Here is a 23,039-nt window from a genome sequence, read left to right on the forward strand (position 1 = left end):
GTGGCGGCCAGGCTCAGCGGGCCCTCAATGGCGGCGGCGACCACGGGGACAGACTGATCGCAGCATCCTGCGTTCCATTTGTTCGTGGATTCATGCCGACCGAAGTCCTGACGCTGTTGGTACGTGATGGTGCCGCAGTCGGCCGTCGTGGTGGGCGCGCCCTTCGGGGTATGACGGGGCCCGGCGCTATGTGCTGTTTCCGGCAAAAGCGCCCTTGATCACCTGGACGCGGGCCCGCGACGACGCCTCGTCCGGCGCGAGCGGGTCAGCCTCGCCACGGAGGATGTGCCGGCGTTCCGTGGCGAGTTCGGGCTGGAGCTGCGTGCAGCCCGCCCGAGACCCTGCCAGCAAAGGCGCAATCGCCGACGGGAATGTGCGGCGTTCCCACTGTTGCGGTGTTCCTACTGCTGCGGCGTTCCTGCTGCCGCGGCGACGTACGCCTCGATGCCGTCGAGGATTCTGGCGAGGCCGAATTCGAAGCCGTCGAGCGGAGGTTCGTCGGCGAGGAACATGGGGTCCTGGATCGCGTCCGCGACGGCGTTCAGGTTGCGGGAGCGGAGCTGGCCGTCCAGGAACACGCGGACCGCGCGGACCGCGCGTTGCTGGTCGGGGTTGGCGCGGCGCAACGCGGCCGGTGTCGGAGTGTTGCGTCGCAGGTTGGCACCGTACCGGGCGTGGCTGTCGAGGAGGTACGCGCAGTTCAGCATCAGCTGCGCCTCCATGCCGGTCGGCCCGAGCGCGGTGATCAGGGCGTCCAGCCAGGCCGCGTTGTGCGGGGTCAGGGAGACGGTGGTCGGGACGTCCAGCAGCCATGGACGGGAGAGGAAACGCTCGAACAGCCGACGTGACCACAGCGCGGCCGCCTCTCGCCAATCGCCGTCGGGCAACTCGGGCGGGTCGCCCCAGGCGCGATCGGCCAGGAGCACGATGAGCTCGTCCTTGGAGCTGACGTAGCGATACAGCGCGTTGGCGGTCACGCCGATCCGGGCGGCCACCTTCGGCAGGGAGGCGGCGGCGATGCCCTCCTCGTCGGCCAGTTCCGTCGCCACCGCGATGATCTTCTCGACGCTGTGCGCCGGCTTGGGGCCGCGCCGCCCACCGGTGTCGACGACGCCCCAGGCCGCGGCCAGGCCCGGCGGCAGCGCATCGAGGTCGGCGTCGTCGGCGGGGCCGGGATCCGGCGCGGGCTCGCGGTCTCGCGTGAGGTCGCGTCCGGAGCTCTTGCGTGGGGTCATGGCCGGCATCCTCTCGAAGATCTGAAGGAAATAGTAGACGGCTTACACAGTTGTTGCTACTGTGCATGCCATGAACACTTCATTAATTACACAGATTCAGCTCCCGCCCACGGCCCGCCGCTGGATCGGCGTGGCCGGGATCCTCGGCGCCGTCTTCGCGATGGCCGAGCTCCCCCTCTACTTCGTCGTGCCGGCGTGTGACCCTCCGGCCTGCGGTGTCGAGACCGGCGCTCTCATGCCGGACTGGCTGATCCTCACCCGTACGCTCTTCAACTTCTGCGCGCTGACGCTGTTCTTGGTGTTCATGAGCGGCGTCCGGTCACTCATCACGCGGGCTGACGCCCGCTACGAGTGGTTCGGGGCGGTCGCCGGCACCGCCGGCGTGGCGTGGACGATCATCGACATGGTCGCCAAGGGGATCGAAGGCAGCAGCGCCATCAAGGCCGTCGAGGAGATCGACCCGACCCGTACCGTGCCCACCTACCTGCTCTACGGCTCCATGAGCCACCTGATGCTGGTCGTCTTCGGTGTCGCCTTCGGGTACGCGGTGCTGCGCACCGGCGCCCTCTCCCGGTGGGTCGGCTGGTCGTCGTTCGGCATCGCCGCGCTGCACCTGGCCGGGGTGCCGTCGATGTTCTTCGGCTTCAACTCCTCGGAGTTCTACGCCTCGAACGGCTGGGGCGCGGTCGCGATGTTCAACGGCATCGCCGCCATCTGGGTGGCGGCCGTCGGCGTCGCGGCGCTGAGGAAGAGGGTCATGCCGGCGCCGAGGTTGGTCTGACGACGGCGACGCACAGGCACGTACGCGTGGCGAGTTCGGCGGTCGCGTCCCACTGAAGCGGGTCGCATCCCGCTGAAGCAGGCCGGATCCTGCGGAAGCGGGTCGCATCCCCCCGAACTCGCCCGGGTGAACTCGCACGCGCCGAACTCGCACGGGGAACGATGGAACCGAAGGGCCGGTGCGGGTGAGTCAGTGGTGAAGGGTGCGAACGCGCCCTGTGGAAGGACTTCCCCCCATGAGAGGACTCACCCCGGTGGCGGCCGTCACGGACGCCGCCCTCATCGAGGAGTCGCTGGCCGACCCCGATCGGTTCGCGGGCCTCTTCGACAGGTACGCGGATGAGATCCACCGATATGCCACCAGACGCCTCGGCCAGGAGAACTCCTCCGCGGCCGACGACGTGACCGCGGAGACGTTCCTCGCGGCGTTCCGAAAACGGTCCCGCTACGACCTGTCCAGACCGGACGCCGCCCCCTGGTTGTACGGCATCGCCGCCAACCTGATCGCCAAGCACCGCCGTACCGAGGTGCGCAGGCTGCGAGCCCTGGCCAGGATGCCGGGTGACGACGACCACCCCTTCGAGCAGCGCAGCATCGACCGGATCGACGCCCAGCGGCTCGGTCCTCGCCTGGCCGACGCGCTGGCCAGGCTCTCTTCGGCCGAACGCGAGCTGCTCTTCCTGGTCACCTGGGCCGAACTGTCCTACGAGCAGGCGGCTCAGGCGTTCGACATCCCGGTGGGCACCGTCCGTTCCCGTCTGTCCCGGATCCGGGCCAAGATTCGCAACGTCCTGGAGGACCCCCGATGAACGAGTTCGACCTGATCAACGAGGTACGGCCGGAAGTGGCGCCCTACGACCCCGGCACCAAGGCCATGGCCAGGGATCGGCTGCTCAGGGCCGGCCGGCCCCGGTGGTCCTGGCGCAGGCCGTACACCTTCGCCCTCACCGGAGGGCTGGCGCTGGCCGTCGGCCTGGTCGCGGTGCAGGTCCCGTCCGCCTCGAACCCGTCTCACGAGATGAAGCTGCTGTCGGCCGCCGATGTGCTCAACCGCGCGGCGAGGGCCGCGGTCGACGAGATCGAGCCGCGCGACGACCAGTACATCGTGGTGAAGACCCTGCAGACGATGGACTACTCCCTGATGCCCTACGAGGAGTCCAAGGACCACTACTACCGGCGCTACAAGGACACCATCTGGCTGCGAGCGGGCGAGCGGCGGCCAGGGCAGTACGCCGACGGCGTGCGCAAGCAGACGCCCATCGAGCCCCTGGCCTATGCCGGCGAACCGATCCCGAAGTCCGCCTACAAGGACATGGGAACCAAGCTCCAGCCCATCGTCTACTGCAAGGACTCCAAGGGCGACTACCCGACGATCAAGAACCTGCCGACCGAGCCGGACGGCATGCGCGCCCACCTCAGCGCCAGGTGGAAGCCCAAGGCGGAGAAGCTGACGCCGTTCCTCGCCTTCCTCGCCGCACGTGAGCTGCTGTGGCAGACGTACCTGCCGGCCGCGCAGCGCAGCGCGTTGTACCAGGCCCTGAGCACGTTCCCCGGCATCACCCTCGACGAGGGGGTGCAGGACGCCGCGGGCCGCGAGGGCATCGGCGTGGGCTTCACGAGCCCGGACGGGCTGCGCTGGGAGCTGATCTTCGACAGGGACACCTACGCGCTGCTCGGCGACCGTCAGGTGGTGGTCGACGCCAAGGCGGCCAAGCCGCCGACCGGCACCCTGGTGGCCGCCACGGCGCAACTCGACATCTCGGTCGCGGACTCCGCGCCCGAGGTCGAGGTCGAGGTCGAGGAGAGGTTCAAGAGCGGACAGTGGTGCACCGGCAACTAGCCCCGAGGAGAGCGGCGGGGGTGTGGCTACCCGCACCGGTGGGCGCGGTGCTCGGATGACGGCACGGCCCGGCGCCGCTCGTCACGCGGGCGACGCGCGACGGACGGTCCCGGCGTCCTTGCCGGTCAACGTGGCGAGGGCGTCGAGGAGGGTGGAGGCGGCCAGGGGCGGGCCGGGCCAGCGGGCGGCGACGTGCCCGTCGGGACGGACCAGCAGCGCTCCCCGCGCGGTGATCCCGCAGAACGCCGCGTGTTCCGCGGGAAGGGACTCGACGCGCACCGGCCATGGCGTCGCCTGCCGTGCCCAGGCTGCGGGGTCCGGGGTGAGCACGGTGAACCACTCGCCGAACGTGTCCAGGGTCGAGCGGTCGCGGGCGAGCCAGAGGTGCGGCATCCGGCGACCCGGTTCCGCGCTGGGCACGTAGTCCGCGCCCAGCGGCTCCGGCGCGGGTCCTTCGCCCGCGAGGACGGCCCCGGAGCGGTACGTGACGCCCAGCACCAGGCCGAGCTGCGCGAAGTACCGCTCCGACCAGGGCAGCTCGACGTGCTCCGGCGCGGCCCGGCCGGGCTGGAGCTGGGCGCGGCGCCGGTTCTGCACGTCGAGCATGAGCCCGGTGTCGGCCACCGCCTGACGCAGTGTCCGGCAGGCGACGGGCCGCCGCTCCTCCTCGTACGTCTCCAGCAGGCCGGGACCGGCCCACCCCCGCGGGACGCCCGCCAGTTTCCAGCACAGGTTGTGCACGTCGGCGATACCGGTGTTCATGCCCAGCCCGCCGACGATGGGCATCGCGTGCGCGGCGTCGCCGGCCAGCAGGATCCGGCCGTGACGGAAACGCTCGGCGACGAACGCGTCCGTCTCCCAGTGCTGGATCCGTACGACGTCGGCCGGCACGCCGCCGCCGAGGGCGCGGTCGAGGAGGGCGGGCCAGTCGGCGCGCGGGCCGTCGGCCGGGGTGGGGACGAACCAGGCCCAGCCCCCTTCGGGATACAGCGGCGCGAACAGGCCGTGCGCGGTGAAGTAGACCCCGGCGGGCTGGTCGGCGCACCAGCGGCGCAGGTCGGCGTCGAACACGACGGTGGTGAAGCCGCCCATGCTCCCGGGGCCGGTGACGCCGATGCCCAGCAGGCGCCGGATGGTGGAGTTGGCGCCGTCGGCGGCCAGGACGTGACGGGCGCGGAGCCGGGTGCGCTCGCCATCCGGAGAGGCGCCGATCAGGGCGGCCACGACGCCGTCCGCCTCCTCGGTCAGGCCGGCGAGCTCGACGCCGAAACAGGCCGGCGACCTCGCCCCGGCGAGCAGGACGGGTTCCAGCCGGTCCTGCGAGGTGACCACGCCGGTCACGGGGCTCTCGGGCACCGGCGCGTCGATGCCGGTCATCGCCGCCGTGGCGAAGTCTTGGCCGCGCAGGGTGTCGCGGAAGCGGATGCGGCCGTACTCGGGGGCGAACGCGCGGGCGGTGATTTCGGCGGCGAGCCCGAGCCCGCGGAAGATCTCCATCGAACGCACGTTGACCAGCCGGGCCCGCGGGAAGGGCGACGGCTCGCGGTGCCGTTCGACCAGCAGAACCCGCACGCCCCAGCGTTCCAGCAGCGCCCGTGCGGTGAGCCCGACCGGCCCGCCGCCGACGATCAGCACCTCCACCTCGCCGCCCGCCATGGGGACGCTCCGCAGCCGATCCACGTCTCATCGTAAGCAGGGCCTGCCCGGCCGGGTCGTTGCGGCGGCGCGGGCGCGGGAAGCGGCGCGGGCGCGGGAAGCGGCGCGGGCGCGGGAAGCGGCGCGGGCCGGTGAATCGTCCGTAAGCTGAGGATGTGTCTCCCGCACTGGTCCTCCTCGACGGCGTCCGCTGGCACGGCGCGCGCGTCGTGGGCGACCGCGCGCACACCCTGCTGGCCGTGCTCGCCCTGCACGGGCGCGCGGGCGTCGGCGACGAGCGGCTGGTCGAGGAGTTGTGGCCCGACGGCGCGCCGGCCAACCCGACCAAGGCGCTGCAGGTGGTCGTCTCCCGGACCAGGGCCGCGACTGGCCCCGACGTCGTGGTGCGCGTCCCGCGTGGTTACCGGCTCGGGCTGCCCGCCGGCCAGGTCGACGTCCTGCTGCTCGGGACGCTGGTGGAGCAGGCGCGGGCCGCGCTGGGCCAGGACGACGCGGCGCTGGCGCGCCGGCGTGCCGAGGAGGCCCTGGACCTGGTCGTGGCGGGCGGCCCCGACGGCGCCATGGGCGCGCTGGCCGACCTGCGCGCCCTCGCCGCGCGCCAGGCGGCCGAGGCGCGACGGGTGGCGGCGATCGCGGCCGGCCGCGGCGGCGCGCACGAGGCCGCGCTGCCGCTGTTGGAGGAGGCCGCGGCCGAACGGCCGCAGGACGAGGAGCTGCTGGCCTGCCTGCTGCGCAGCGAGGCCGCCGTCCGCGGCGCCGCCGCCGCACTGGAGCGCTACGAACGCCACCGCTCGGGCCTGATCGCCCGGCTCGGCACCGAACCCGGCCCGGAGCTGGCCCGCGTGTACGCCGAACTCCTCGCCGCCGACCGGCCGGTGCGCGCCGGCCTCCAGTTCGACGGCTCCTCGCTGCTCGGCCGCGAGGACGACATCCGCGCCGTGCACGCCCTGTTGCAGACCAACCGGGTGGTCTCCGTCGTGGGCCCCGGCGGCCTGGGCAAGACGCGGCTGGCCCACGTGGCGGGCCGGAACGCCGCGCAGCCCGTCGTGCACTTCATCGAGCTGGTCGGCGTCTCCTCGCCGGAGGGCGTGGTGGGCGAGGTGGGCTCGGCGCTCGGGGTCCGCGACTCGGTCAGCGGGCGCCGGATCCTGACCGCCGGGCAGCGCGCCGACGTGCGCGCCCGCATCGCCCAGCATCTCGACCAGGCTCCGGCGCTGCTCATCCTGGACAACTGCGAGCACGTGATCGAGGCCGTCGCCGACCTGGTGGCGTTCCTCACCGTGACGACCCGCGACCTGCGGGTGCTGACCACCTCGCGGGCCCCGCTGTCGATCCCCGCCGAACGTGTCTACCTGCTCGGCGAGCTGCTCGCCGAGGACGCTGCGGAGCTGTTCCGGCAGCGTGCCACGGCCGCCCGCCCGGGGGTGCGGATCGGCGGGGAGGCGGTCGGGGAGGTCGTCGCCCGCCTCGACGGGCTGCCGCTGGCGATCGAGCTGGCCGCGGCCAAGGTGCGGGTGATGTCGGTCGAGGAGATCGCGCGGCGGCTGGCGGACCGGTTCGCCCTGCTGCGCGGCGGCAACCGGACGGCCCCCGACCGCCACCAGACGCTGCTCGCGGTGATCGACTGGTCGTGGAACCTGCTGGACGAGCCCGAACGGCGGGCCTGGCGCTGGTTGTCGCTGTTCGGCGACGGGTTCACGCTGACCGCCGCCGAACACGTACTGGGCCCGGACGCCCTGGCCGTCGTGGACGCGCTCACCGAGCAGTCCATCCTCGGCGTCCGCGAGACGGCGTACGGCCTGCGCTACCGGATGCTGGAGACCGTCAGGGAGTTCGGGCGGCTGCGGCTGAAGGAGGCCGGCGAGGAGGCGGCGGCCCGCGCGGCGCAGCGGGAGTGGGCGACGGCGTACGCCCTCGCACACGCCTACACGCTGTTCGGCCCGGGGCAGTACGAGTCGGTCGACGCGCTGCGCGCCGAGGAGGGCAACCTCGCCGACCTGCTCCGGCAGGCGCTCAGGGAGCCCGACCCGGCCGCGACGGTCCAGTTGCTGGCCGGCGTGGGCTCACTGTGGTCGATCCGCGGCGACCACACCCGGATCTTCGTCCACCGGGAGGCGATCGGCCAGGCGCTCAAGGGCTGGGTGCCGCCACCGCCGCTCGTCGAGGTGACCAGGGCCGCCCTGCTGATCACGCTGATGAACACCATCGCCGTGACCGACCGCGCCCACGATCCCCTGCGCCTGCTCCTGCAGGAGCTGCCGGAGACCGGCGAGATCGACCCCCGCCTGGGGGCCATGACCACGGTGGCGCTCGCCTGGGACCGGGACGACGCCCACCGCAAGCTCCTGGAGCTGCGCCGGAGCCCCGACCGCGACGTGGCGCTGGCCGCGGCGCAGGCGAGCATCCACGTCCTGGAGAACGTCGGGGAGGTGCACCAGGCGATCGAGGCCGCCGAGCAGGCCCTGTCGCTGCTCCGCGACAGTGAGGGCCCGTGGATCGGCGCGGTCGCGCATGCCGTGCTGGCCCAGCTGTTCATGCAGCTCGGCGACCGCGATCGGGCGGTCGGCCATGCGCGGACCGCGCTGCCGGTGGTGCGCCGACTCGGCGCCGCCGACGACGAGGCCCAGCTCCGCTCGGTCCTGCTGATCTCGGCGCTGGCCGACGGCGATCTCGACGCCGCCGAGGCCGAGCTGGCCGGCATCAACGGGATCAGCGAGGGCGACACCGTGCTCGGCGGCGCGGCGATCGACTCTCTGTGCGCGGCCGAGATCGCCCTCGCCCGCGGGGAGACGGCCGCGGCGCTGCTGCACTACCGCAGGGCGGTCGAGCGGGCGCGCGACCTGCGTCCGCCGGGGGTGCCGTTCGAGGGGGCCACGTCCTGGTCGGTCGTCGCGGAGTCGATCGCGCTGACGGCGTACGCGCACCACGCGGGGCCGCGGGAGGCCCGGTACGGCGCGGAGCTGTTCGCCGCCGCGCAGGGCTACGACCTGCTGATCGTGACGAACCCGGTCCTCGACTTCCCGGTGTGCGGCTCGATGTTGTTCGCGCTCGGGACGTGGGGGCTGCTGCGGCAGGCCATGGAGGCGCGCGACGCGATCAGGCTGCTGGTGCTGGCCGAACGGTTCGCCTACAACAGCACGATGCCGAGCATGCACTTCGAGCGGATCGAGCCGCACGCGGAACGGGCCGCGCCGGGCCTGCTCGCGGCCGTCCGGGCCGGGTACGGCGACCGGCGCGGCCCTGACCTGCTCGACGAGGCCCGGCGGCACGTCGAGCAGGTCTTCGGCCGTGACCGGCGGCGCTCACATGTGCCGCTTGTAGCTGCGCACCGACAGGGGCGCGAAGATCGCCATGACGACCGCGCACGCCAGCAGGGTCCAGGCCACCTCGCCGCTGACGAGGGCGTTGTTGGCGAGGTCCCGGGTGGCCGTGACCAGGTGTGAGACCGGATTGACCCGGACGAACGTGGCCAGCCACCCCGGCAGCGTCTCCACGGGGACGAACGCGTTGGACAGGAACGTCAGCGGGAACAGGATCATCATCGAGATGCCCTGCACGGCCTGGGCGCTGCGGGCGATCGTGCCGACCCAGGTGAAGATCCACGCCAGCGACCAGCCCGTGAAGATCGCGAGCAGGATGGCGGCCAGCACGCCGCCCACGCCGCCGCCCGGCCGGTAGCCCATCAGCACGCCCATGCCGAAGGTCAGCGTGGCCGCGATCGTGTAACGCAGCAGGTCGGCCACCATCGGGCCGGCCAGCGGGGCGATCCGGGCGATCGGCAACGACTTGAACCGGTCGAAGACGCCCTTCTCCATGTCCTCCCGCAGCTGCGTGCCCGTCGCCATGCACGTCGTCAGCACCGTCTGGGCGAGGATGCCGGGGATCATCAGCGGGAGGTAGTTCTGCACGTCGCCGGCGATGGCGCCGCCGAAGATGTAGGCGAACATCGCGGTGAACAGCAGGGGTTGCAGCGCCACGTCGAAGAACTGCTCCGGGTTGCGGCGCATCTTCTTCAACGCCCGCCAGGCCATCGACAGGGTCTGGCCGACGGTCTCCGCCAGGGTCACGCGCCGCCGGGCGGCCTCCACGCGGTCGGCGGCGCGTACCGTCTCGCGGGTGGGGGCGATCATGGTGCTCATCGGTTCTCCTCCGTGCCGGTCGCGGCGTCGTCGTCCGTGCCGTGGCCGGTCAGGACGAGGAACACCTCGTCCAGGCTGGGCTTGGCCACGCTCACCGACGCGATCGACACCCCGGCGGTGCGCAGGGCGATCAGCACCTCGGCGGCCAGGTCCGCCTGGTCGAGCGCGACGTTGAGGCGGCCCTGCTCCGGGCTGAGCACCGGGTCGGAGCCGAGCACGCGCCGCACGACCTCCACGGCGGCGGGCACCTCGCCCGGGTCGGCGAGCAGCAACTGCAGGGTCGAGTTGCCGACCGCGCTCTTCAGCTGGTCGGGCGTGCCCTCGGCGACCTTGCGGCCGTGGTCGATGACGGCGATGCGGTCGGCGAGCTGGTCGGCCTCGTCCAGGTACTGGGTGGTCAGCAGCACGGTGCAGCCGTCGGAGACCAGGTCGCGGATGGCGTCCCACATCTGGCCGCGGGTGCGGGGGTCGAGGCCGGTGGTGGGCTCGTCCAGGAAGATCAGCGGGGGTCTGGTGATCAGGCTCACCGCCAGGTCCAGACGCCTGCGCATGCCGCCGGAGAACTGCGAGATCGGCTTGTCGGCCGCGTCCTCCAGGCCGAACTGGCCCAGCAGCTCGGTGGCGATGCGCCGGGCGCGCGGCTTGGCGATGCCCTGGAGGCGGCTGAACAGCCAGAGGTTCTCGCGGGCGGTCAGGTTCTCGTCGACCGAGGCGTACTGGCCCGTGACGCCGACGAGCTGGCGGATCACGTGCGGGTTGGCGGCCACGTCCACCCCGAAGATCTCGGCCCGGCCTGCGTCGATCTTCAGGAGGGTGGCCAGCATCCGGAGGGTGGTGGTCTTGCCCGCGCCGTTGGGGCCGAGGACGCCGAAGATCTCGCCGGTGCGTACGTCGAGGTCGATCCCGTCCACGGCCCGGTGTGCGCCGAACGTCTTCACCAGCCCTTCGGCGTGTACGGCCGCCTCGGCGGCCGCTCTGGGGGGCGGGCCGACCCCGGCGTGCCCGAGTTCTGTGATGCTCATGTCTCCAGTGTCGGGGACGCCGGTTTCATGGCGCCCTCGACAAGGTTTCACCGGTTACCGAGGAGAATGTACGGATGCGTGCAGCGCCATGGATGATCCTCATCGGCCCCGCCGCAGCGGGCAAGAGCACCTTGGGCGCGGGCATGGCCGCGGCGACGGGCCGGAGCTTCGTCGACCTCGACGCGATCGGCGCCGGCTACAGCCACTACACGCGGCCGGAGCTGTTCGTGCGCGTCCGGGCCGCCCTCGCCGCGGTCGAGCACGTGGTGCTGGTGCTGCCCTGCGCCGACGAGGGCCGCTCCGTCGAAGTCCTGCGGGCGCGCAGCCTCGCCGCGAAGAACACCGACTGGATCAGCGCCGACGGCCACGACTTCCTCGCGGAGTGGGTCCGCGCCCCGGGCAACCGCACCCTGGCCACAACCGTCCTGCACACCGACGGCGAGCTCCCCGCCCAAACCCTCGCCCGCCTCCTGACCACATGCGGAACGAACTAGCGCTCGGAGCCGAAGCGGGTCCGGGAAGGGCATGCGGCCGGTCACGATGTTTCCCGGACGGTCGCCACGCCGGGCATACCAGCACGGTAATCTCATCGGACGATAACTAACTGCATTAATCTGACGACTGTGAGTAATGGACACGTTGTCGGTACGCCCCCGCTTCGCCGTACCCTCACCCGCGTCCTCCGCCGCGTCGGGAGGCGGGGCGCCTCCTTGGCGTTCGTGGGCCTGCTGAGCCTGGCCATCGCCGCCTCGCTGGCGTTCGTGCCGGGCAACCAGCGCGGCACGCCCGGCTACGCGTCGCTGGCCGTCATCGCGCCGCTGCCCGCCTGGGCGGCGGTCTGGTGCGCGCTCGGCATGCTGTGCCTGGCGCAGGCGTTCATGCGGTCCGACCGGGTGGCCTTCGCCGCCGCGACCGCGCTGCTCCTCACGTACGGGCTGATCTATCTGATCTCGACCTTCACCGGCGACAACCCGCGCGGCTGGGTCGGCGGGGCGGTCTGGCTGGCCTTCGGCGGCTGGATCGCGCTGATCGCCACCTGGCCCGAGGCGGTCGTGCTGGGCCGCCTGCCGGGCGGCCGCGCGGCGTCCTCGACGGCCGTCATCGTGGCCGACGCCTCGGGCACGATCCAGTCGTGGAACCCGCAGGCCGAGGCGCTGTTCGGCTGGGACACCGACGAGGCGGTCGGCAGGTCGCTGACGATCCTGATGCCGCCGCGCTTCCGCGACCGGCACACCGACGGGCTGGCCCGGGTGCTCTGCGACGGCCACTCCGACCTGGCCGGCCGGATCATCCCGCTGGTCGGCCTCCACCGCGACGGCGGCGAGTTCCCGATCGCGCTGACGGTCAACGCCTGGCACAGCGACGAAGGCGTCACCTACACAGGGGTGATCCGTCCATTGGGGGGCCGCCATGTCCGCTCTGAGTGACGTCCTGGTCCAGCTCGGCGTCGGCATCGTGCCGCTCGGCGTGGCCTACCTCGCCTTCCGGTCGGCGACGGACGCCAGCAAGAAGTCCCAGCAGAGCGCGTTGCTCCAGGTCGAGCACCAGGCCGAGGTCGAACGCTCGAAGGTCGACGCCGAAGCCTTCATCCGCGCCAAGACGATCTACGAGGACGCCCTGGCGCAGATGGAGAAGCAGATGACCCGGATGCAGGGCCAGGCCAGCCAGCTCGGCGCCGAGCTGGTCAACGAGCAGAGCAGCTCGGTGGTGATGCGCGACCAGATCCGCCGGTTGCAGGCCCAGATCCGGGCGCTGGAACGCACGGTTCTCGCGTTGCGCTCCCAGCTGGTGGACGCGGGCTTGTCACCGGCGCCGCCGTCCGACCTGACCGGGCCGCACCTGCTCCTGCCGCAGCGCTCGGCCGACTAGGAGGCGTCGCGGGCCAGGCCGTGGGCGGCGGCCAGCAGCTCGACCGAGCGCAGCCACGCCTTCCTGTCGGGCGCCGAGGAGACGACGATCAGCTCGTCGGCCTGCGCGTGCGCGGCGAAGCGGGTGAGATAGTCCTCCACCTCGGCGGGCGTGCCGACGGCCGAGTACTGCATCATCCGCAGGATCTGCTGCCCGGCCGGCGATTCGAGCACCATGTCGGCCTCCTCCGGCGTGAACGTGCGCCCGCGTCCGAGGAACCGGCTCACCCGGTACCGCTTGGCCGTCAGCAGCTGCTCCTGCGCCTCCTCGCGTGTGTCGGCGGCGATCACGTTCACCCCGGCGATCACGTACGGCTCGGCGAGCTGCTCGGACGGCTTGAACTCCCGCCGGTAGAGCGCCACGGCCTCCTCCAGCGCGTCGGGCGCGAAGTGCGAGGCGAACGCGTACGGCAGCCCGAGCGCGGCGGCGAGCTGGGCGCCGAACAACGACGAGCCGAGGATGTACAGCGGCACGTTGGTGCCCTTGCCAGGCGTGGCGTCCACACCGGGGATGCGCGACTCGCCGGTGAGGAATCCCTGCAGTTCGAGGACGTCCTGGGGGAAGGTGTCGGCGGCGCCGGGGGTGCGCCTCAGGGCGCGCATGGTCGGCTGGTCGCTGCCGGGGGCGCGGCCGAGGCCGAGGTCGATGCGGCCGGGGTGGAGGGTCTCCAGGGTGCCGAACTGTTCGGCGATGGTCAGCGGGGAGTGGTTGGGCAGCATGATGCCGCCCGCTCCGAGGCGGATCGTCCTGGTGTGAGCGGCTACGTGGGCGATGAGCACGCTGGTGGCCGAGGAGGCGATGCTCGGCATGTTGTGGTGCTCGGCGTACCAGATGCGGTGGTATCCCAGTTCTTCGGCCCGCTGGGCCAGGCCCACGCTGGCGGCCAGACTCTCGCTCGCCGTCTCTCCGTCGCCGATGTGCGCCAGATCAAGGATGGAGAGTGGAACAGTCATGGGGAACGAGCCCTTTCGCCTGGACGGTGGCCATCGGGCAGTGCAACCGTAATGGCTCTCCGCTTATTTCCCGGGCGCCCCCGCGCGGGGGCGCCCGGGAGGCGTCAGGACGCGGTGCAGGTGAGGGCGGGCGGGGTGCTGGTCGCGGCGTCGCCGTTGGCGAGGAAGCCGAACGTGGTGGTCGCGCCGGCGGCCAGGGCGCCGTTCCAGCTCAGGTTCGTCACGGTGGCGTTGCCGGACAGGGTGCCGTTCCAGAGCTGGCTGATCGTCTGGCCGCCGGGGAACGTCCATTGGACCTTCCAGCCGGCGGTCGGCGCCGTGCCGGTGTTCTTCACGGTGACCTCGCCCTGGAAGCCGCCCTGCCACTGGCTGGTCACCTTGTAGGCGGCCGAGCAGCCGGCCGGGCCGCTGGTCGGGGTCACGGTGGGGGTGACCGTCGGGGTCACTGTGGGGGTCACGGTCGGGGTCACGGTCGGGCTCGCCGTGGGTGAGGGCGCGGCCATGGCCAGGTCGTACGCCCGCTGCGGCACGAACTGCCCGGCCCCCGCGATGCAGCCGTCGGCCTCGCCCGGCGGCTTGACCCACAGGTAGGCGTCGATCGCGGCGTCACCCGTGTTCGTGGTGCTCCACAGGCCCGTGGCCCGGCCGGCGGGGTCGCACCACTCGCTGCCCGCCGGGCCGTTGCCGTTGCGGCTGGTGTCGATGACCGCCTTCAACCTGGACACGCCGGTCGCCGCGATGACGCTCTTGGCGTACGACACCAGTCCCGGCGTCGCGCGGTAGTTGGAGGTGTTGAGCGCGATGCCGTCGGCGCTGCCCCCGACGTCGGCGCCGTTGAGCCTGGACGCGGCCTCCGACGCCGGCAACCAGGCGTCGTGACCGATGTCGAAGTACACCTTGACCTGCGACGACGTCGCCTTGAATTTCTTGCCCGCGTACGCCATGGACGCCTTCACCTCGGCCTGCTGCGCGGCGTTCATGCAGTTCGTCATGATGGCGAGCGCGTCCGGTTCGAGGACGACGGTCGCCGCCCGCCCGCCCAGACCGGCCGCGATCTGGTCGATCCACGCCCGGTAGGACGCGTGGTCGGGCGCGCCGCCCGCGCTCGCACCGCCGCAGTCGCGGTTGGGCATGTCGTACACGACGACGATCGGGATCTTGCCCGCCGCAGCGGCGGCCCCCACGTAGGAGTCCACCTGGCTGCGCACGGTCGCGGGGTTGTAGCTGGCGAACCACCGGCCCTGGGGCACGGCGGCGATCCGGTCCCTGATCACCGGCGTGCGGCTGTCGCCCGGGTTGGCGGCGACCCATTTGGCGGCGTTCGTCTGGGGATCGACGTAGAAAGCGGAGTCGGCGGCCTGGGCGGTGGACGAGGCGAGGACGACTGCCCCCGCCGCGGCCACGGCGGTGGCGGCGAGGAGCGCCGCGAGCACGGGTCTTCTGCGAGACATGAGGTTACTCCGTCCGTAGAGTGGGAGTGGGAGCGCTCCCACGGCTCTCTCCGGATCGTAGGGAGCCCGCCCGGCCGCAGAAAGCCGTCCGACCGGTGCGCACCGGCTTTCCCCAGGCCACGGCCGGTCAGGGCGATGAAAGTTTCACTCCGCCAGGCACGCCTCGAACACCGCGGTCAACCGGTCGACGTCGGCCGCCGTGGGCTGCTCAGGCCCCAGCCGGCGGCGCATCGCGCCGATGCCCAGGAAGACCGCCGTCGCCATCCTGGCCCGCGCCTGGACGTCGGGCCCGTCGAGCTGCGCGGCCAGCGGATCGAGGATGGACGTGCGCAGGCGCTCGCGCACGACGTCCTGGATCTCCGGATGACCGGCCGAACGTTCAAGGGTGCGCAGCACCGGGCTCTCGGGGTCGTGGTGCATGCGCTCGGCCGCGTATTCGGCCAGGCGCCGCGGCAGGCTCGCGTGGTCGCCGGCCAGCAGGGCGACGAACGTGGGCTCGCCTTCGAGCACCGCGCCGAAGAGCCCGGCCTTGGAGCCGAAATAGCGGCCGACCAGGGCGATGTTGGCCTCCGCTGCCGCGGCGATCATGCGGACGGTGACCTGCTCGTATCCGTGCTCGCCGAACAGCACGCGGGCCGCGTCAAGGATGCGCTGCCGGGTGGCCTCGCGGCCGCGGGGCCGGGCGTCCGTCGTCGGGGCGTCCATGTCCCGAACTCTACTCAGGAATAAAGTCACTTGCCGCGCGGCTAGTAAACATGCGTATACTCAACATTGGATAAGTGCGTACGAAGGGGATGTGGTGTCTTGGTAGCCCAGGCACAGGCCGCGCCCCCCGCCCGAAGGCAGTACACCCACCGCGAGATCCTCGAAGTCATGTCCGGGCTCATGCTCGCCATGCTGACGTCGATGATCTCCACTTCCGTGGTGGGCACCGCGTTGCCGACGATCGTGGGGGAACTCGGCGGTCAGGACCAGTACTCATGGGTGGCCAGCGCCACCATGCTGACGATGACGGTCTCGACACCGTTGTGGGGCAAGCTGTCCGACCTGTTCGGACGGAAACTGCTCTTCCAGACCGCTCTCGGTCTGTTCGTGGCGGCTTCACTGGTGGCCGGTCTGTCCCAGAACATGGGACAGCTCATCGCGGCGCGTGCCGTGCAGGGCCTGGGCGTGGGTGGTTTGTCGGCACTTGCGCAGGTGATCCTGGGAGACATCGTCTCGCCGCGCGAGCGCGGCCGGTACTCCGGCTACATGGGGGCCGTCTTCGGGATCTCCACCGTCGCCGGGCCGCTGCTCGGCGGGTTCATCGTGGACACCGACTGGCTCGGCTGGCGCTGGTGCTTCTACGTCGTGGTGCCGTTCGCCATCGTCGCGTTCGCGGTGGTGCAGAAGGTGCTGCGGCTGCCCAAGGTCAGGCGGAACACCTCGATCGACATCTGGGGCGCGACCACCATCACGGCCAGTGCGGCCTCGCTGATGCTGCTGCTGACGCTGGGCGGCAACGAGTTCGAGTGGAACTCGTTCTGGACCTACTTCCTGGCCGCGTTCGCCCTGCTCATGCTGGCTCTGGCGGTGCTGGCCGAGCGTACGGCCCGCAACCCGATCCTGCCTCCGCGGCTGTTCAGGAACCGCACGTTCGTGCTCACCAGCGCGGCCTCGCTGTTCGTCGGCATGGCCATGTTCGGCGCGATGATCTACCTGCCGCAGTACCTGCAGATCGTCAAGGGCCTGAGCCCGACGAACTCGGGCCTGATGACGCTGCCCATGGTGGTGGCGCTGTTCCTGGCGGGCGTGATCTCCGGCAAGATCGTCACGAACACCGGCAAGTGGAAGATCTTCCCGGTCGCCGGTCTGGTGATCGTGGCCGTCGGCCTGTTCCTGCTCTCCCGGCTGCACGTCGACTCCAGCGAATGGCTCATCGGCTTCGACGTGGGCGTCCTCGGCATCGGCCTCGGCCTGTCCATGCAGATGCTCATCCTGGCCGCCCAGAACGGCTCCGAGCTGCGTGACATGGCCTCGACCACGGCCGGCGTCTCGTTCTTCCGCTCGCTCGGCGGCGCGATGGGCGTCGCGGGCTTCGGCGCGATCCTGACCAACCGGCAGGCGAGCGAGTTCGCCGACCTCGTGGCCCAGGCCCGTCTCCACCTGCCCAGCACCGGGCAGAAGCTGGGCAGCCCGGCCGCCATCCAGCACCTGCCCGAGCCGATCAAGGGCATCATCCTGGAGTCCTTCACCCGGGCCCTGGAGACGGTGTTCATGGTCGGCGTGCCGATCGCCCTGCTCGGGTTCGTCGCGGCGCTGTTCCTGAAGGAGCTGCCGCTGCGCGGCACCACGATGCCGGCCGGCCCCAAGCCACTCGGCAAGGACGACCTCGTCCTGGCCGGCCTGCTCCTGGAGCTCATCGCCCAGCGCGTCGAGCGGTCGAACGGCCAGCCGTCCGCGCTGCTCTCCGCGGTCGCCAGGATGGCGCCGCCCGACGGCCGCCCCGAGCGCGAACGCGCCTGGGCAGTCGCACAGAACGTGCTTCGGCCCACCTCGCGCGCCCTCATCGCGCAGGCCACGCCGGCGCAGCAAGACCTCGTATCCGGAGGAGTCTCACAATGATTCGCAAGTTCGTGGGCGCCGTAGCGGCGGCCCTGGCGGTCATGGCCGGCCTGTGGCTGATGATCGCCCCCTTCGCCCTCGGCACGCAGCCCGAGAACGCCGACTGGACCGACCCCACCACGACCGAGTTCTTCTCGGGCCTGGGCGTGACCGTCTTCGGTCTCGTGGGCGTCGTCGGCTTCGTCCTGGCCATCTACGAAGAGCTCGTGATCCGCGGGCTGGTGACCGTCAAGCAGCGCGTGGAGCCGGAGCCCGAGCCCGTGCCCGCCGCCCCGCAGGCGTCCTCGGCCGAGCTGGCGAGCCTGCTCGCCCCGCTGGTGGAGGCGCTGCGCGAGGACATGCACAACCCGAGCCGCGGCGGTGAGCACCGTCAGAACGGCAGGACCACCCTGGTGGGTCTGGAGGAGTCCCGATGAAGGCCAAGCTGGGCATTTCCGCCCTCGTGCTGCTGTTCCTGACCGGGCTGTGGCTGGTCGCCGCGCCGTTCGCGGTCGGCTATCAGCCCCGGGGCGCCGGGTACACGGACGCGACCGTCAACGACCTGTGGGTCGGCGGCGGGCTCGCCGCGGTCTCGTTCGCCGCCCTGGTGATCTACGCCGCCGACTCACTGCGCGAGCTGGCCCGCCGCGGCAAGCACGCGGACGTCTGACGCGAGTCGTGCCGTGTTCGGCGGTAACACAGACCCCGGCCGGGAGCCACTGGAAGGCCGGCTCCCGGCGGGGCAGTTCGAGATCGGCAAGGACGGCGCCGGGCTGCTGGTCGTCGGCTTCGACGGGTCGGACCCCAGCCGCAACGCACTCGCGTACGCGGCCGGGCTGGCCCGGCGGGACGCCGCCGCGCTGCTCGTCGCCTTCGTGGAGCCGATCAACAGCACCACGTTGTGGTTCTTCGCCGGCTCCCCGGTCATCCCCGACAGCGCGGCCGACCTCACCGACGACCTCCGGGACGAGCTGAGGGGCGCGGGCGTGCCCTGGCAGTTCGTCAGCGTCCGCGGGGACACCGCCCGCGAGCTGGAGGCGCTGGCCGGCTCCTACCGGGCCGACGCCATCGTGGTCGGCAGGTCGCGCTCCTCCTGGCACGCCCTGGGCGGCTCGGTGGCCGTCGGCCTGGCGAAACGGGCTCGCCGTACCGTGCTGATAGTCCCCTGACCTGGCACGACGTCGCATATGGTGGCCAGATGAAACGTACCGCCGCCATCGCGTTCGTGGTGCTCACGTCCGTTTCGTGCGCAGGGCAGGAGCCCGTCGCCTCCTCCGGCGCCACGCCCACGCCCACGCCCTCCGCGCCCGCGGCCGGGACGGCGTCGCCCACGACCTCGCCCACGAGCGAGCCGAGCCCGACGGCTCCGCCGCCGTTCACCTCGAAGGTCACGAAGGTGTCGCGCGAGCGGCTGCCGTACTCGTGGCGGCCGGGTTGCCCGGTGTCCTACCAGGACCTGCGGCTGGTCACCATGTCGTTCTGGGGTTTCGACGACAAGCCGCACACCGGCGAGCTGGTCGTCCGCAAGACGGTCACCGACGACATCGAGACCGTCTTCCGCAAGCTGTACGACTGGCGCTGGCCGATCCGGCAGATGAAGCTCGTCGACGTCTACAAAGGCGACGACTTCGCCTCCATCGAGGCCGACAACACCTCGGCATTCAACTGCCGTCGCGCGACCGGGTCCAGCAATTGGTCGAACCACGCGTACGGCCAAGCGATTGACATCAATCCGCGCGAGAACCCATATGTCACCGCAAGCGGTGGCACAGCGCACCAAAATGCCAAGAGGTACACCAAGCGCCCAATGAAGGGTAAAGGTGTGGTAAACCCTGGAGACAAGGTCGTAAGGGCCTTCGCCGACGTCGGCTGGGAGTGGGGCGGCTACTGGGCGGGCGCCAAGGACCTGCAACATTTCAGTAAGGGCGGAGGCTGAGACAATCCCTCATGGCGGCTAAGGACGGCGACGGCTGGGCCGAATGCGGGCTCGGACACAGACATTGGGGCATCCACGGAGCGTCGGGCCTGCTGCTCGTCCACCATGACCCGCTCGGCGTGCCCCACGTGCTCATGCAGGAGCGCTCCCTGTGGAGCCACCACGGCGGCACCTGGGGGCTGCTCGGCGGCGCCCGCGACAGCCACGAGGACGCCGTCACCAGCGCGCTGCGCGAGGCCCACGAGGAAGCCGCCCTCGGCGGCGACGGGTTCCGCGTCCAGGGCGTCTACCTCGACGACCACGGCGGCTGGACCTTCGAGACGGTGATCGCCGAGTCCGCCGAGCTGGTGCCGGCCAGGCCCGCCAACAGCGAGAGCACCGACCTGCGCTGGCTGCCGCTGCCCGAGGTGGCCGGCCGCAAGCTGCATCCCGGCTTCGCCGCGACCTGGGACCGCGTCCAGGCCGCCATCCGTCCCGAGACGATCGTGCTCGACGTCGCCAACATCATCGGCGCGCGGGCCGAGCGCGGCTGGTGGAACGACCGGCTGGGCGCGGCCACCCGGCTGCTCACCGACGTGGCGGAGCTCAGGCTGTTCCACCCGGTGTTGTCGCAGTGGTTCCCGCGGGTGGTCGCGGTCGTGGAGGGCGCGGCCAGGAGCACCCCCGAGATCCCCGGGCTGCAGGTCGTCGCGGCCACGGGCAGCGGCGACGACGCGATCGTCGCCGTCGTGGCCCAGGCCAAGCCGTGGGAGCGGGTGCTCGTCGTCACGGCCGACCGCGGGCTCCGGGAACGGGTCGCCGAACTGGGCGCCGAGACCGAGGGCCCCCGCTGGCTCCTGTCACAACTGAGCCGCTGAACGGGCGGCGCCCTCAAACAGGAACCACCTCGTCGAAGACGGCCGTCAGCCCGGTCACCTCGAGCACCCGTCGCAGCACGCCGTGCACGCCCAACAGGCGTAACGAGCCGCCGCGCCCGGCGACCGCGCGCTGGTGCTCCACCAGCGTCCACAGGCCGCTGGAGTCGCAGAAGTCGAGGTGGCGGGCGTCGATCGCGAGGGCGACGAGCCCTTCGGCGGACAGCTCGGCCAGCCGCCGCTTCAGCAGGGGCGCCGTGATCTTGTCGAGGTCTCCGGCAAGGCGCACCGTCGTGTCGCCAAGACCGCGCTCAACCTCGACGCCCAGATCCGCCACCTCCTGAACGTACACCCCTGCCACCACAGCCGCTATCGTGGTGTCCGCACAGGAGGGTTCGCATAGTGGACGAGTGCAGCCGCCTTGAAAGCGGCCAGGTCAGCGATGGCCTCGTGGGTTCGAATCCCACACCCTCCGCTCACTCGCGCACACCCGCGAACCCGTCGCCCACGCTGGCGGCGAGCTGCAGGTAGGCCTCCCTGGTCGCCTCCTGGAGCCGGTCGAGGTCGATCTCCGCGCCCTCCTCCAGGTGCGGGTCGTACGGCACCCTGATCACCGCGCGGCACCTGGCCGCGAAATGGGCCTCCAGCTTTCTGATGTCCACCGCCGACTTCGACCGCGGCCGGACGCTGCACAGCACCACGGTCGCGTTCTTCACCAGGTCGGCGTAGTGGTGGGCCTCCAGCCAGTCGAGGGTGGCCGAGGCGGCCCTGGCGCCGTCCACGGAAGGGCTGCTGACCAGCACGATCTGGTCGGCGAGCCCGAGCACGCCGCCCATGGCGGAGTGCAGCAGGCCGGTGCCGCAGTCGGTGATGCAGATGGAGTAGAAGTTCTCCAGCACCTGGGAGACGGCCTGGTAGTCGGCGCCGCTGAACGCCTCCGACACCGACGGGTCGCGGTCGGAGGCCAGCACCTCCAGCCGCGAGGGCGCCTGCGAGGTGAACGCCCTGATGTCGACGTACCGCTTGACCTGGTCGCGCTCGTTGAGCAGGTCCCGCACGGTGGCCGAGGTCTCCAGCACCAGCTTGTCGGACAGCGTGCCCCGGTCGGGGTTGGCGTCCACGGCGATGACGCGGTCGCCGCGCATCTGCGCGAGCGTCGCGCCGAGCCCGACCGTGGTCGTGGTCTTGCCCACGCCGCCCTTCAGGCTCAGCACCGCCACCCGGTGGTGGCCGGTGGTCACGGGGGTGCGCGCCCTGGTCACCAGCTCGCGGCGGCGGCGCACCTCCGGCGCCTCGCCCGGCTTGATCCAGCCGCCGGACGCCTTGTACACCAGACGCCGCCAGCCCTTCGAGGGCGCGTTGCGCCTGCCGCGCAGCAGCGACTCCGGGTCTAGGCTGTCGGCGGTCGGCCTGCCGGTGAGCGGCGGGCGCTGCGGCGCGGTGAACACCGGGATGGGCGCCGGACGCCGCCGGCGCTCGTGCGGCGGCGGGATCTCCCGCTCGGCCGGCCGCCATTCCTGGCGGTCGCTCCACTGCGGGCGCTCGTCCCGCGCGGTCTCCTGGGGTGCGGGGTCGCCGTGCGCGAGGTCGGGCCGCTGCGGGCGGCCCTCGCGGAAGGAGGCGTCGGACCACTGCGGCCGCTCGTCCCACCGGGGCCGCTCGTCGGCCGGCGCCTCCTCGACCGCCTCCGTCCGTACGGGCTCCGCGCGTACGGACTCCCTGCGTACGGGGTCCTCTGCGCGGCCGGGCTCCTCGAACCCGCGCGGCGGCTCGACCGGGGCAGGCTCGTCAAGCGTCCCGGGGGGCTCGGTACGGGCGGGCACGTCGAACGCCCTGGCCGACTCGGTGCGGGCCGGCACGTCGAAGGCCTTGGGAGGCTCGGTGCGGGACGGCACGTCGAAGGCCCTGGGAGGCTCGGTGCGGGACGGCACGTCGAACGCCTCGGGGAGCTCGGTGATCATCGGCTGCGTCTCGTTCGACTGCTCGGCGGGCCGCGACCAGTCGCCGAGCGACGGCCAGCCCGGCTCCTCGCTCTCGCCCGCCGGCTCCTCGCCCTGCCGCCGCCCCTGCTCCCGGACCGGCTCCTCGCCCTGCTCCCGGTCCTGCTCCCGGTCCTGCTCCCGGCTCGGCTCCGGGCCCTGCTCAGTGCTCTTCCCGCTGCTCTTCTCGGCGCTCTTCTCGGCGCTCTTCTCCCCGCTTCCCGCCCGCTCGGGCGGCGTGAACGTCAAGGAGTAGCTGTCGGTGTCGTCAGGACGCGGCAACGGCCTGAGCGGCGCCAGGAAGGGATCCTCCGACCGGCCGAGGCTCACCGGCGGCGCGGCCGGCTCGCTCTCCTGCGCACCGCCGCTCTCCTGCCCCCTGCCGCTCTCCTGCGTGGCGGCCCGGTCCAGCCACTCCCCGGCCTCGCTCTCGGCCTCGGGCAGATCCTCGGCCGCCGCGTGGCCGTAAACGGAGTCGACGGCGGCGCGGAACAGCGGCGGCGTCGGCGTGTCGTGCGGCGTGGGCACGAGCAGCCACGGGTCCTTGGGGTACGGCGAAGCGACGGGCTCGTCCGCCGACGCGGACGAGGCTCCGACGGAGACGGGCGTCTCCTCCGTCTCCTTGATCGCGTCCAGCCAGGCCAGCTGTTCCTCGAGAGATTCTTCTCGATCGTGTCTTGCCACCGTGTTCCCCCTCGGGTGG

At 71.9% G+C, this 23,039-nt stretch carries 21 protein-coding genes, 1 tRNA gene and 1 pseudogene; 14 read left to right on the forward strand and 9 right to left on the reverse strand.

Annotation, left to right across the window (positions count from 1 at the left end):
- Positions 1–401 precede the first annotated feature (401 nt).
- On the reverse strand, positions 402–1,235 hold the full coding sequence (locus AB0J71_RS26440) for a TetR/AcrR family transcriptional regulator (protein WP_364416512.1): 834 nt from the start codon (positions 1,233–1,235) through the stop codon (positions 402–404).
- Between the two features lie 70 nt (positions 1,236–1,305).
- On the opposite strand from AB0J71_RS26440, the gene AB0J71_RS26445 reads away from it, so the two are divergent.
- From AB0J71_RS26445 to AB0J71_RS26455, 3 genes are all read left to right on the forward strand, one after another.
- Entirely contained in the window at positions 1,306–2,016 is a 711-nt protein-coding gene (locus AB0J71_RS26445) for a hypothetical protein (RefSeq protein ID WP_364416514.1), read from the forward strand.
- A 235-nt stretch (positions 2,017–2,251) separates the two neighbouring features.
- The gene (locus AB0J71_RS26450) at positions 2,252–2,824 is read left to right on the forward strand and encodes an RNA polymerase sigma factor (RefSeq protein ID WP_352318202.1); all 573 of its coding nucleotides are present in this window, start codon (positions 2,252–2,254) and stop codon (positions 2,822–2,824) included.
- A complete protein-coding gene (locus tag AB0J71_RS26455; protein WP_364416516.1) occupies positions 2,821–3,855 on the forward strand; it encodes a CU044_5270 family protein in 1,035 nt (344 codons plus the stop codon). The genes AB0J71_RS26450 and AB0J71_RS26455 overlap by 4 nt, the downstream gene beginning before the upstream one ends.
- Before the next feature lie 81 nt (positions 3,856–3,936).
- On the opposite strand, the gene AB0J71_RS26460 is transcribed toward AB0J71_RS26455, so the two are convergent.
- On the reverse strand, positions 3,937–5,535 hold the full coding sequence (locus AB0J71_RS26460; RefSeq protein ID WP_364416518.1) for an FAD-dependent monooxygenase: 1,599 nt from the start codon (positions 5,533–5,535) through the stop codon (positions 3,937–3,939).
- 359 nt (positions 5,536–5,894) lie between these two features.
- Here AB0J71_RS26460 and AB0J71_RS26465 point away from each other — a divergent pair.
- Positions 5,895–7,133: pseudogene (locus AB0J71_RS26465) on the forward strand (BTAD domain-containing putative transcriptional regulator); the annotation flags it as partial.
- Between the two features lie 1,680 nt (positions 7,134–8,813).
- Here the strand turns inward: AB0J71_RS26465 and AB0J71_RS26470 are convergent.
- Together AB0J71_RS26470 and AB0J71_RS26475 are read right to left on the reverse strand one after the other, a co-directional pair.
- Positions 8,814–9,650 carry an ABC transporter permease gene (locus AB0J71_RS26470; protein ID WP_364416520.1) on the reverse strand — a complete coding sequence of 279 codons (837 nt, stop codon included), beginning with the start codon at positions 9,648–9,650 and terminating at the stop codon, positions 8,814–8,816.
- The gene (locus AB0J71_RS26475; RefSeq protein WP_352318210.1) at positions 9,647–10,672 is read right to left on the reverse strand and encodes an ATP-binding cassette domain-containing protein; all 1,026 of its coding nucleotides are present in this window, start codon (positions 10,670–10,672) and stop codon (positions 9,647–9,649) included. The genes AB0J71_RS26470 and AB0J71_RS26475 overlap by 4 nt, the downstream gene beginning before the upstream one ends.
- A 74-nt stretch (positions 10,673–10,746) precedes the next feature.
- On the opposite strand from AB0J71_RS26475, the gene AB0J71_RS26480 reads away from it, so the two are divergent.
- The 3 genes from AB0J71_RS26480 (at position 10,747) to AB0J71_RS26490 (ending at position 12,541) form a co-directional block, all read left to right on the forward strand.
- Positions 10,747–11,166: a hypothetical protein gene (locus AB0J71_RS26480; RefSeq protein WP_352318212.1), complete on the forward strand. Its 420-nt coding sequence runs from the start codon at positions 10,747–10,749 to the stop codon at positions 11,164–11,166.
- A gap of 225 nt (positions 11,167–11,391) precedes the next feature.
- Complete coding sequence (locus AB0J71_RS26485) at positions 11,392–12,099, forward strand: PAS domain S-box protein (RefSeq protein WP_352318300.1); 708 nt, start codon at positions 11,392–11,394, stop codon at positions 12,097–12,099.
- Complete coding sequence (locus tag AB0J71_RS26490) at positions 12,083–12,541, forward strand: hypothetical protein (protein WP_364416522.1); 459 nt, start codon at positions 12,083–12,085, stop codon at positions 12,539–12,541. Before AB0J71_RS26485 ends, AB0J71_RS26490 begins: the two co-directional genes overlap by 17 nt.
- On the opposite strand, the gene AB0J71_RS26495 is transcribed toward AB0J71_RS26490, so the two are convergent.
- The 3 genes from AB0J71_RS26495 to AB0J71_RS26505 all read right to left on the reverse strand — a co-directional run bounded on the left by AB0J71_RS26495 (position 12,538) and on the right by AB0J71_RS26505 (position 15,689).
- Positions 12,538–13,533, reverse strand: a complete 996-nt coding sequence (locus AB0J71_RS26495; RefSeq protein ID WP_352318215.1) for an LLM class flavin-dependent oxidoreductase — start codon at positions 13,531–13,533, stop codon at positions 12,538–12,540. The genes AB0J71_RS26490 and AB0J71_RS26495 overlap by 4 nt on opposite strands.
- A gap of 104 nt (positions 13,534–13,637) precedes the next feature.
- On the reverse strand, positions 13,638–14,984 hold the full coding sequence (locus AB0J71_RS26500; RefSeq protein WP_364416525.1) for a glycoside hydrolase family 6 protein: 1,347 nt from the start codon (positions 14,982–14,984) through the stop codon (positions 13,638–13,640).
- 144 nt (positions 14,985–15,128) lie between these two features.
- Positions 15,129–15,689: a TetR family transcriptional regulator gene (locus AB0J71_RS26505; RefSeq protein WP_364416527.1), complete on the reverse strand. Its 561-nt coding sequence runs from the start codon at positions 15,687–15,689 to the stop codon at positions 15,129–15,131.
- A 99-nt stretch (positions 15,690–15,788) separates the two neighbouring features.
- On the opposite strand from AB0J71_RS26505, the gene AB0J71_RS26510 reads away from it, so the two are divergent.
- From AB0J71_RS26510 to AB0J71_RS26535, 6 genes are read left to right on the forward strand one after another with little or no spacing between them, the layout of a single operon-like run.
- Positions 15,789–17,588 carry an MDR family MFS transporter gene (locus AB0J71_RS26510; protein ID WP_352318220.1) on the forward strand — a complete coding sequence of 600 codons (1,800 nt, stop codon included), beginning with the start codon at positions 15,789–15,791 and terminating at the stop codon, positions 17,586–17,588.
- Positions 17,585–18,004, forward strand: a complete 420-nt coding sequence (locus tag AB0J71_RS26515; protein WP_352318221.1) for a hypothetical protein — start codon at positions 17,585–17,587, stop codon at positions 18,002–18,004. Before AB0J71_RS26510 ends, AB0J71_RS26515 begins: the two co-directional genes overlap by 4 nt.
- Complete coding sequence (locus AB0J71_RS26520; protein ID WP_352318223.1) at positions 18,001–18,237, forward strand: hypothetical protein; 237 nt, start codon at positions 18,001–18,003, stop codon at positions 18,235–18,237. Before AB0J71_RS26515 ends, AB0J71_RS26520 begins: the two co-directional genes overlap by 4 nt.
- A 13-nt stretch (positions 18,238–18,250) precedes the next feature.
- Positions 18,251–18,736 (forward strand): universal stress protein, encoded by a 486-nt coding sequence (locus AB0J71_RS26525; RefSeq protein WP_352318224.1) that lies wholly within the window; start codon positions 18,251–18,253, stop codon positions 18,734–18,736.
- A 29-nt stretch (positions 18,737–18,765) separates the two neighbouring features.
- Positions 18,766–19,503, forward strand: a complete 738-nt coding sequence (locus AB0J71_RS26530; protein WP_364416529.1) for a M15 family metallopeptidase — start codon at positions 18,766–18,768, stop codon at positions 19,501–19,503.
- Positions 19,504–19,514: 11 nt separating this feature from the next.
- Entirely contained in the window at positions 19,515–20,360 is an 846-nt protein-coding gene (locus AB0J71_RS26535) for an NUDIX domain-containing protein (protein ID WP_352318228.1), read from the forward strand.
- A gap of 13 nt (positions 20,361–20,373) precedes the next feature.
- Here the strand turns inward: AB0J71_RS26535 and AB0J71_RS26540 are convergent, their stop codons facing one another.
- Positions 20,374–20,709 carry an STAS domain-containing protein gene (locus AB0J71_RS26540; RefSeq protein ID WP_364416531.1) on the reverse strand — a complete coding sequence of 112 codons (336 nt, stop codon included), beginning with the start codon at positions 20,707–20,709 and terminating at the stop codon, positions 20,374–20,376.
- A gap of 36 nt (positions 20,710–20,745) precedes the next feature.
- Here AB0J71_RS26540 and AB0J71_RS26545 point away from each other — a divergent pair.
- Positions 20,746–20,832 (forward strand) — tRNA-Ser (locus tag AB0J71_RS26545).
- A 1-nt stretch (position 20,833) separates the two neighbouring features.
- Here AB0J71_RS26545 and AB0J71_RS26550 read toward each other — a convergent pair.
- Positions 20,834–23,020 (reverse strand): AAA family ATPase, encoded by a 2,187-nt coding sequence (locus tag AB0J71_RS26550; protein WP_364416533.1) that lies wholly within the window; start codon positions 23,018–23,020, stop codon positions 20,834–20,836.
- Between the last annotated feature and the right edge of the window lie 19 nt (positions 23,021–23,039).

This window comes from Nonomuraea sp. NPDC049637, from assembly GCF_040675235.1.
Taxonomy (GTDB): domain Bacteria; phylum Actinomycetota; class Actinomycetes; order Streptosporangiales; family Streptosporangiaceae; genus Nonomuraea.

Bases quoted from the DNA above. Each gene is read 5' to 3' on its own strand.
- AB0J71_RS26505 (WP_364416527.1), bottom strand. From the start codon at position 15,689: ATGGACGCCCCGACGACGGACGCCCGGCCCCGCGGCCGCGAGGCCACC.
- AB0J71_RS26495 (WP_352318215.1), bottom strand. From the start codon at position 13,533: ATGACTGTTCCACTCTCCATCCTTGATCTGGCGCACATCGGCGACGGA.
- AB0J71_RS26440 (WP_364416512.1), bottom strand. From the start codon at position 1,235: ATGACCCCACGCAAGAGCTCCGGACGCGACCTCACGCGAGACCGCGAG.
- AB0J71_RS26520 (WP_352318223.1), top strand. From the start codon at position 18,001: ATGAAGGCCAAGCTGGGCATTTCCGCCCTCGTGCTGCTGTTCCTGACC.
- AB0J71_RS26535 (WP_352318228.1), top strand. From the start codon at position 19,515: ATGGCGGCTAAGGACGGCGACGGCTGGGCCGAATGCGGGCTCGGACAC.
- AB0J71_RS26470 (WP_364416520.1), bottom strand. From the start codon at position 9,650: ATGAGCACCATGATCGCCCCCACCCGCGAGACGGTACGCGCCGCCGAC.
- AB0J71_RS26450 (WP_352318202.1), top strand. From the start codon at position 2,252: ATGAGAGGACTCACCCCGGTGGCGGCCGTCACGGACGCCGCCCTCATC.
- AB0J71_RS26480 (WP_352318212.1), top strand. From the start codon at position 10,747: ATGCGTGCAGCGCCATGGATGATCCTCATCGGCCCCGCCGCAGCGGGC.
- AB0J71_RS26475 (WP_352318210.1), bottom strand. From the start codon at position 10,672: ATGAGCATCACAGAACTCGGGCACGCCGGGGTCGGCCCGCCCCCCAGA.
- AB0J71_RS26515 (WP_352318221.1), top strand. From the start codon at position 17,585: ATGATTCGCAAGTTCGTGGGCGCCGTAGCGGCGGCCCTGGCGGTCATG.
- AB0J71_RS26455 (WP_364416516.1), top strand. From the start codon at position 2,821: ATGAACGAGTTCGACCTGATCAACGAGGTACGGCCGGAAGTGGCGCCC.
- AB0J71_RS26530 (WP_364416529.1), top strand. From the start codon at position 18,766: ATGAAACGTACCGCCGCCATCGCGTTCGTGGTGCTCACGTCCGTTTCG.
- AB0J71_RS26445 (WP_364416514.1), top strand. From the start codon at position 1,306: ATGAACACTTCATTAATTACACAGATTCAGCTCCCGCCCACGGCCCGC.
- AB0J71_RS26490 (WP_364416522.1), top strand. From the start codon at position 12,083: ATGTCCGCTCTGAGTGACGTCCTGGTCCAGCTCGGCGTCGGCATCGTG.
- AB0J71_RS26500 (WP_364416525.1), bottom strand. From the start codon at position 14,984: ATGTCTCGCAGAAGACCCGTGCTCGCGGCGCTCCTCGCCGCCACCGCC.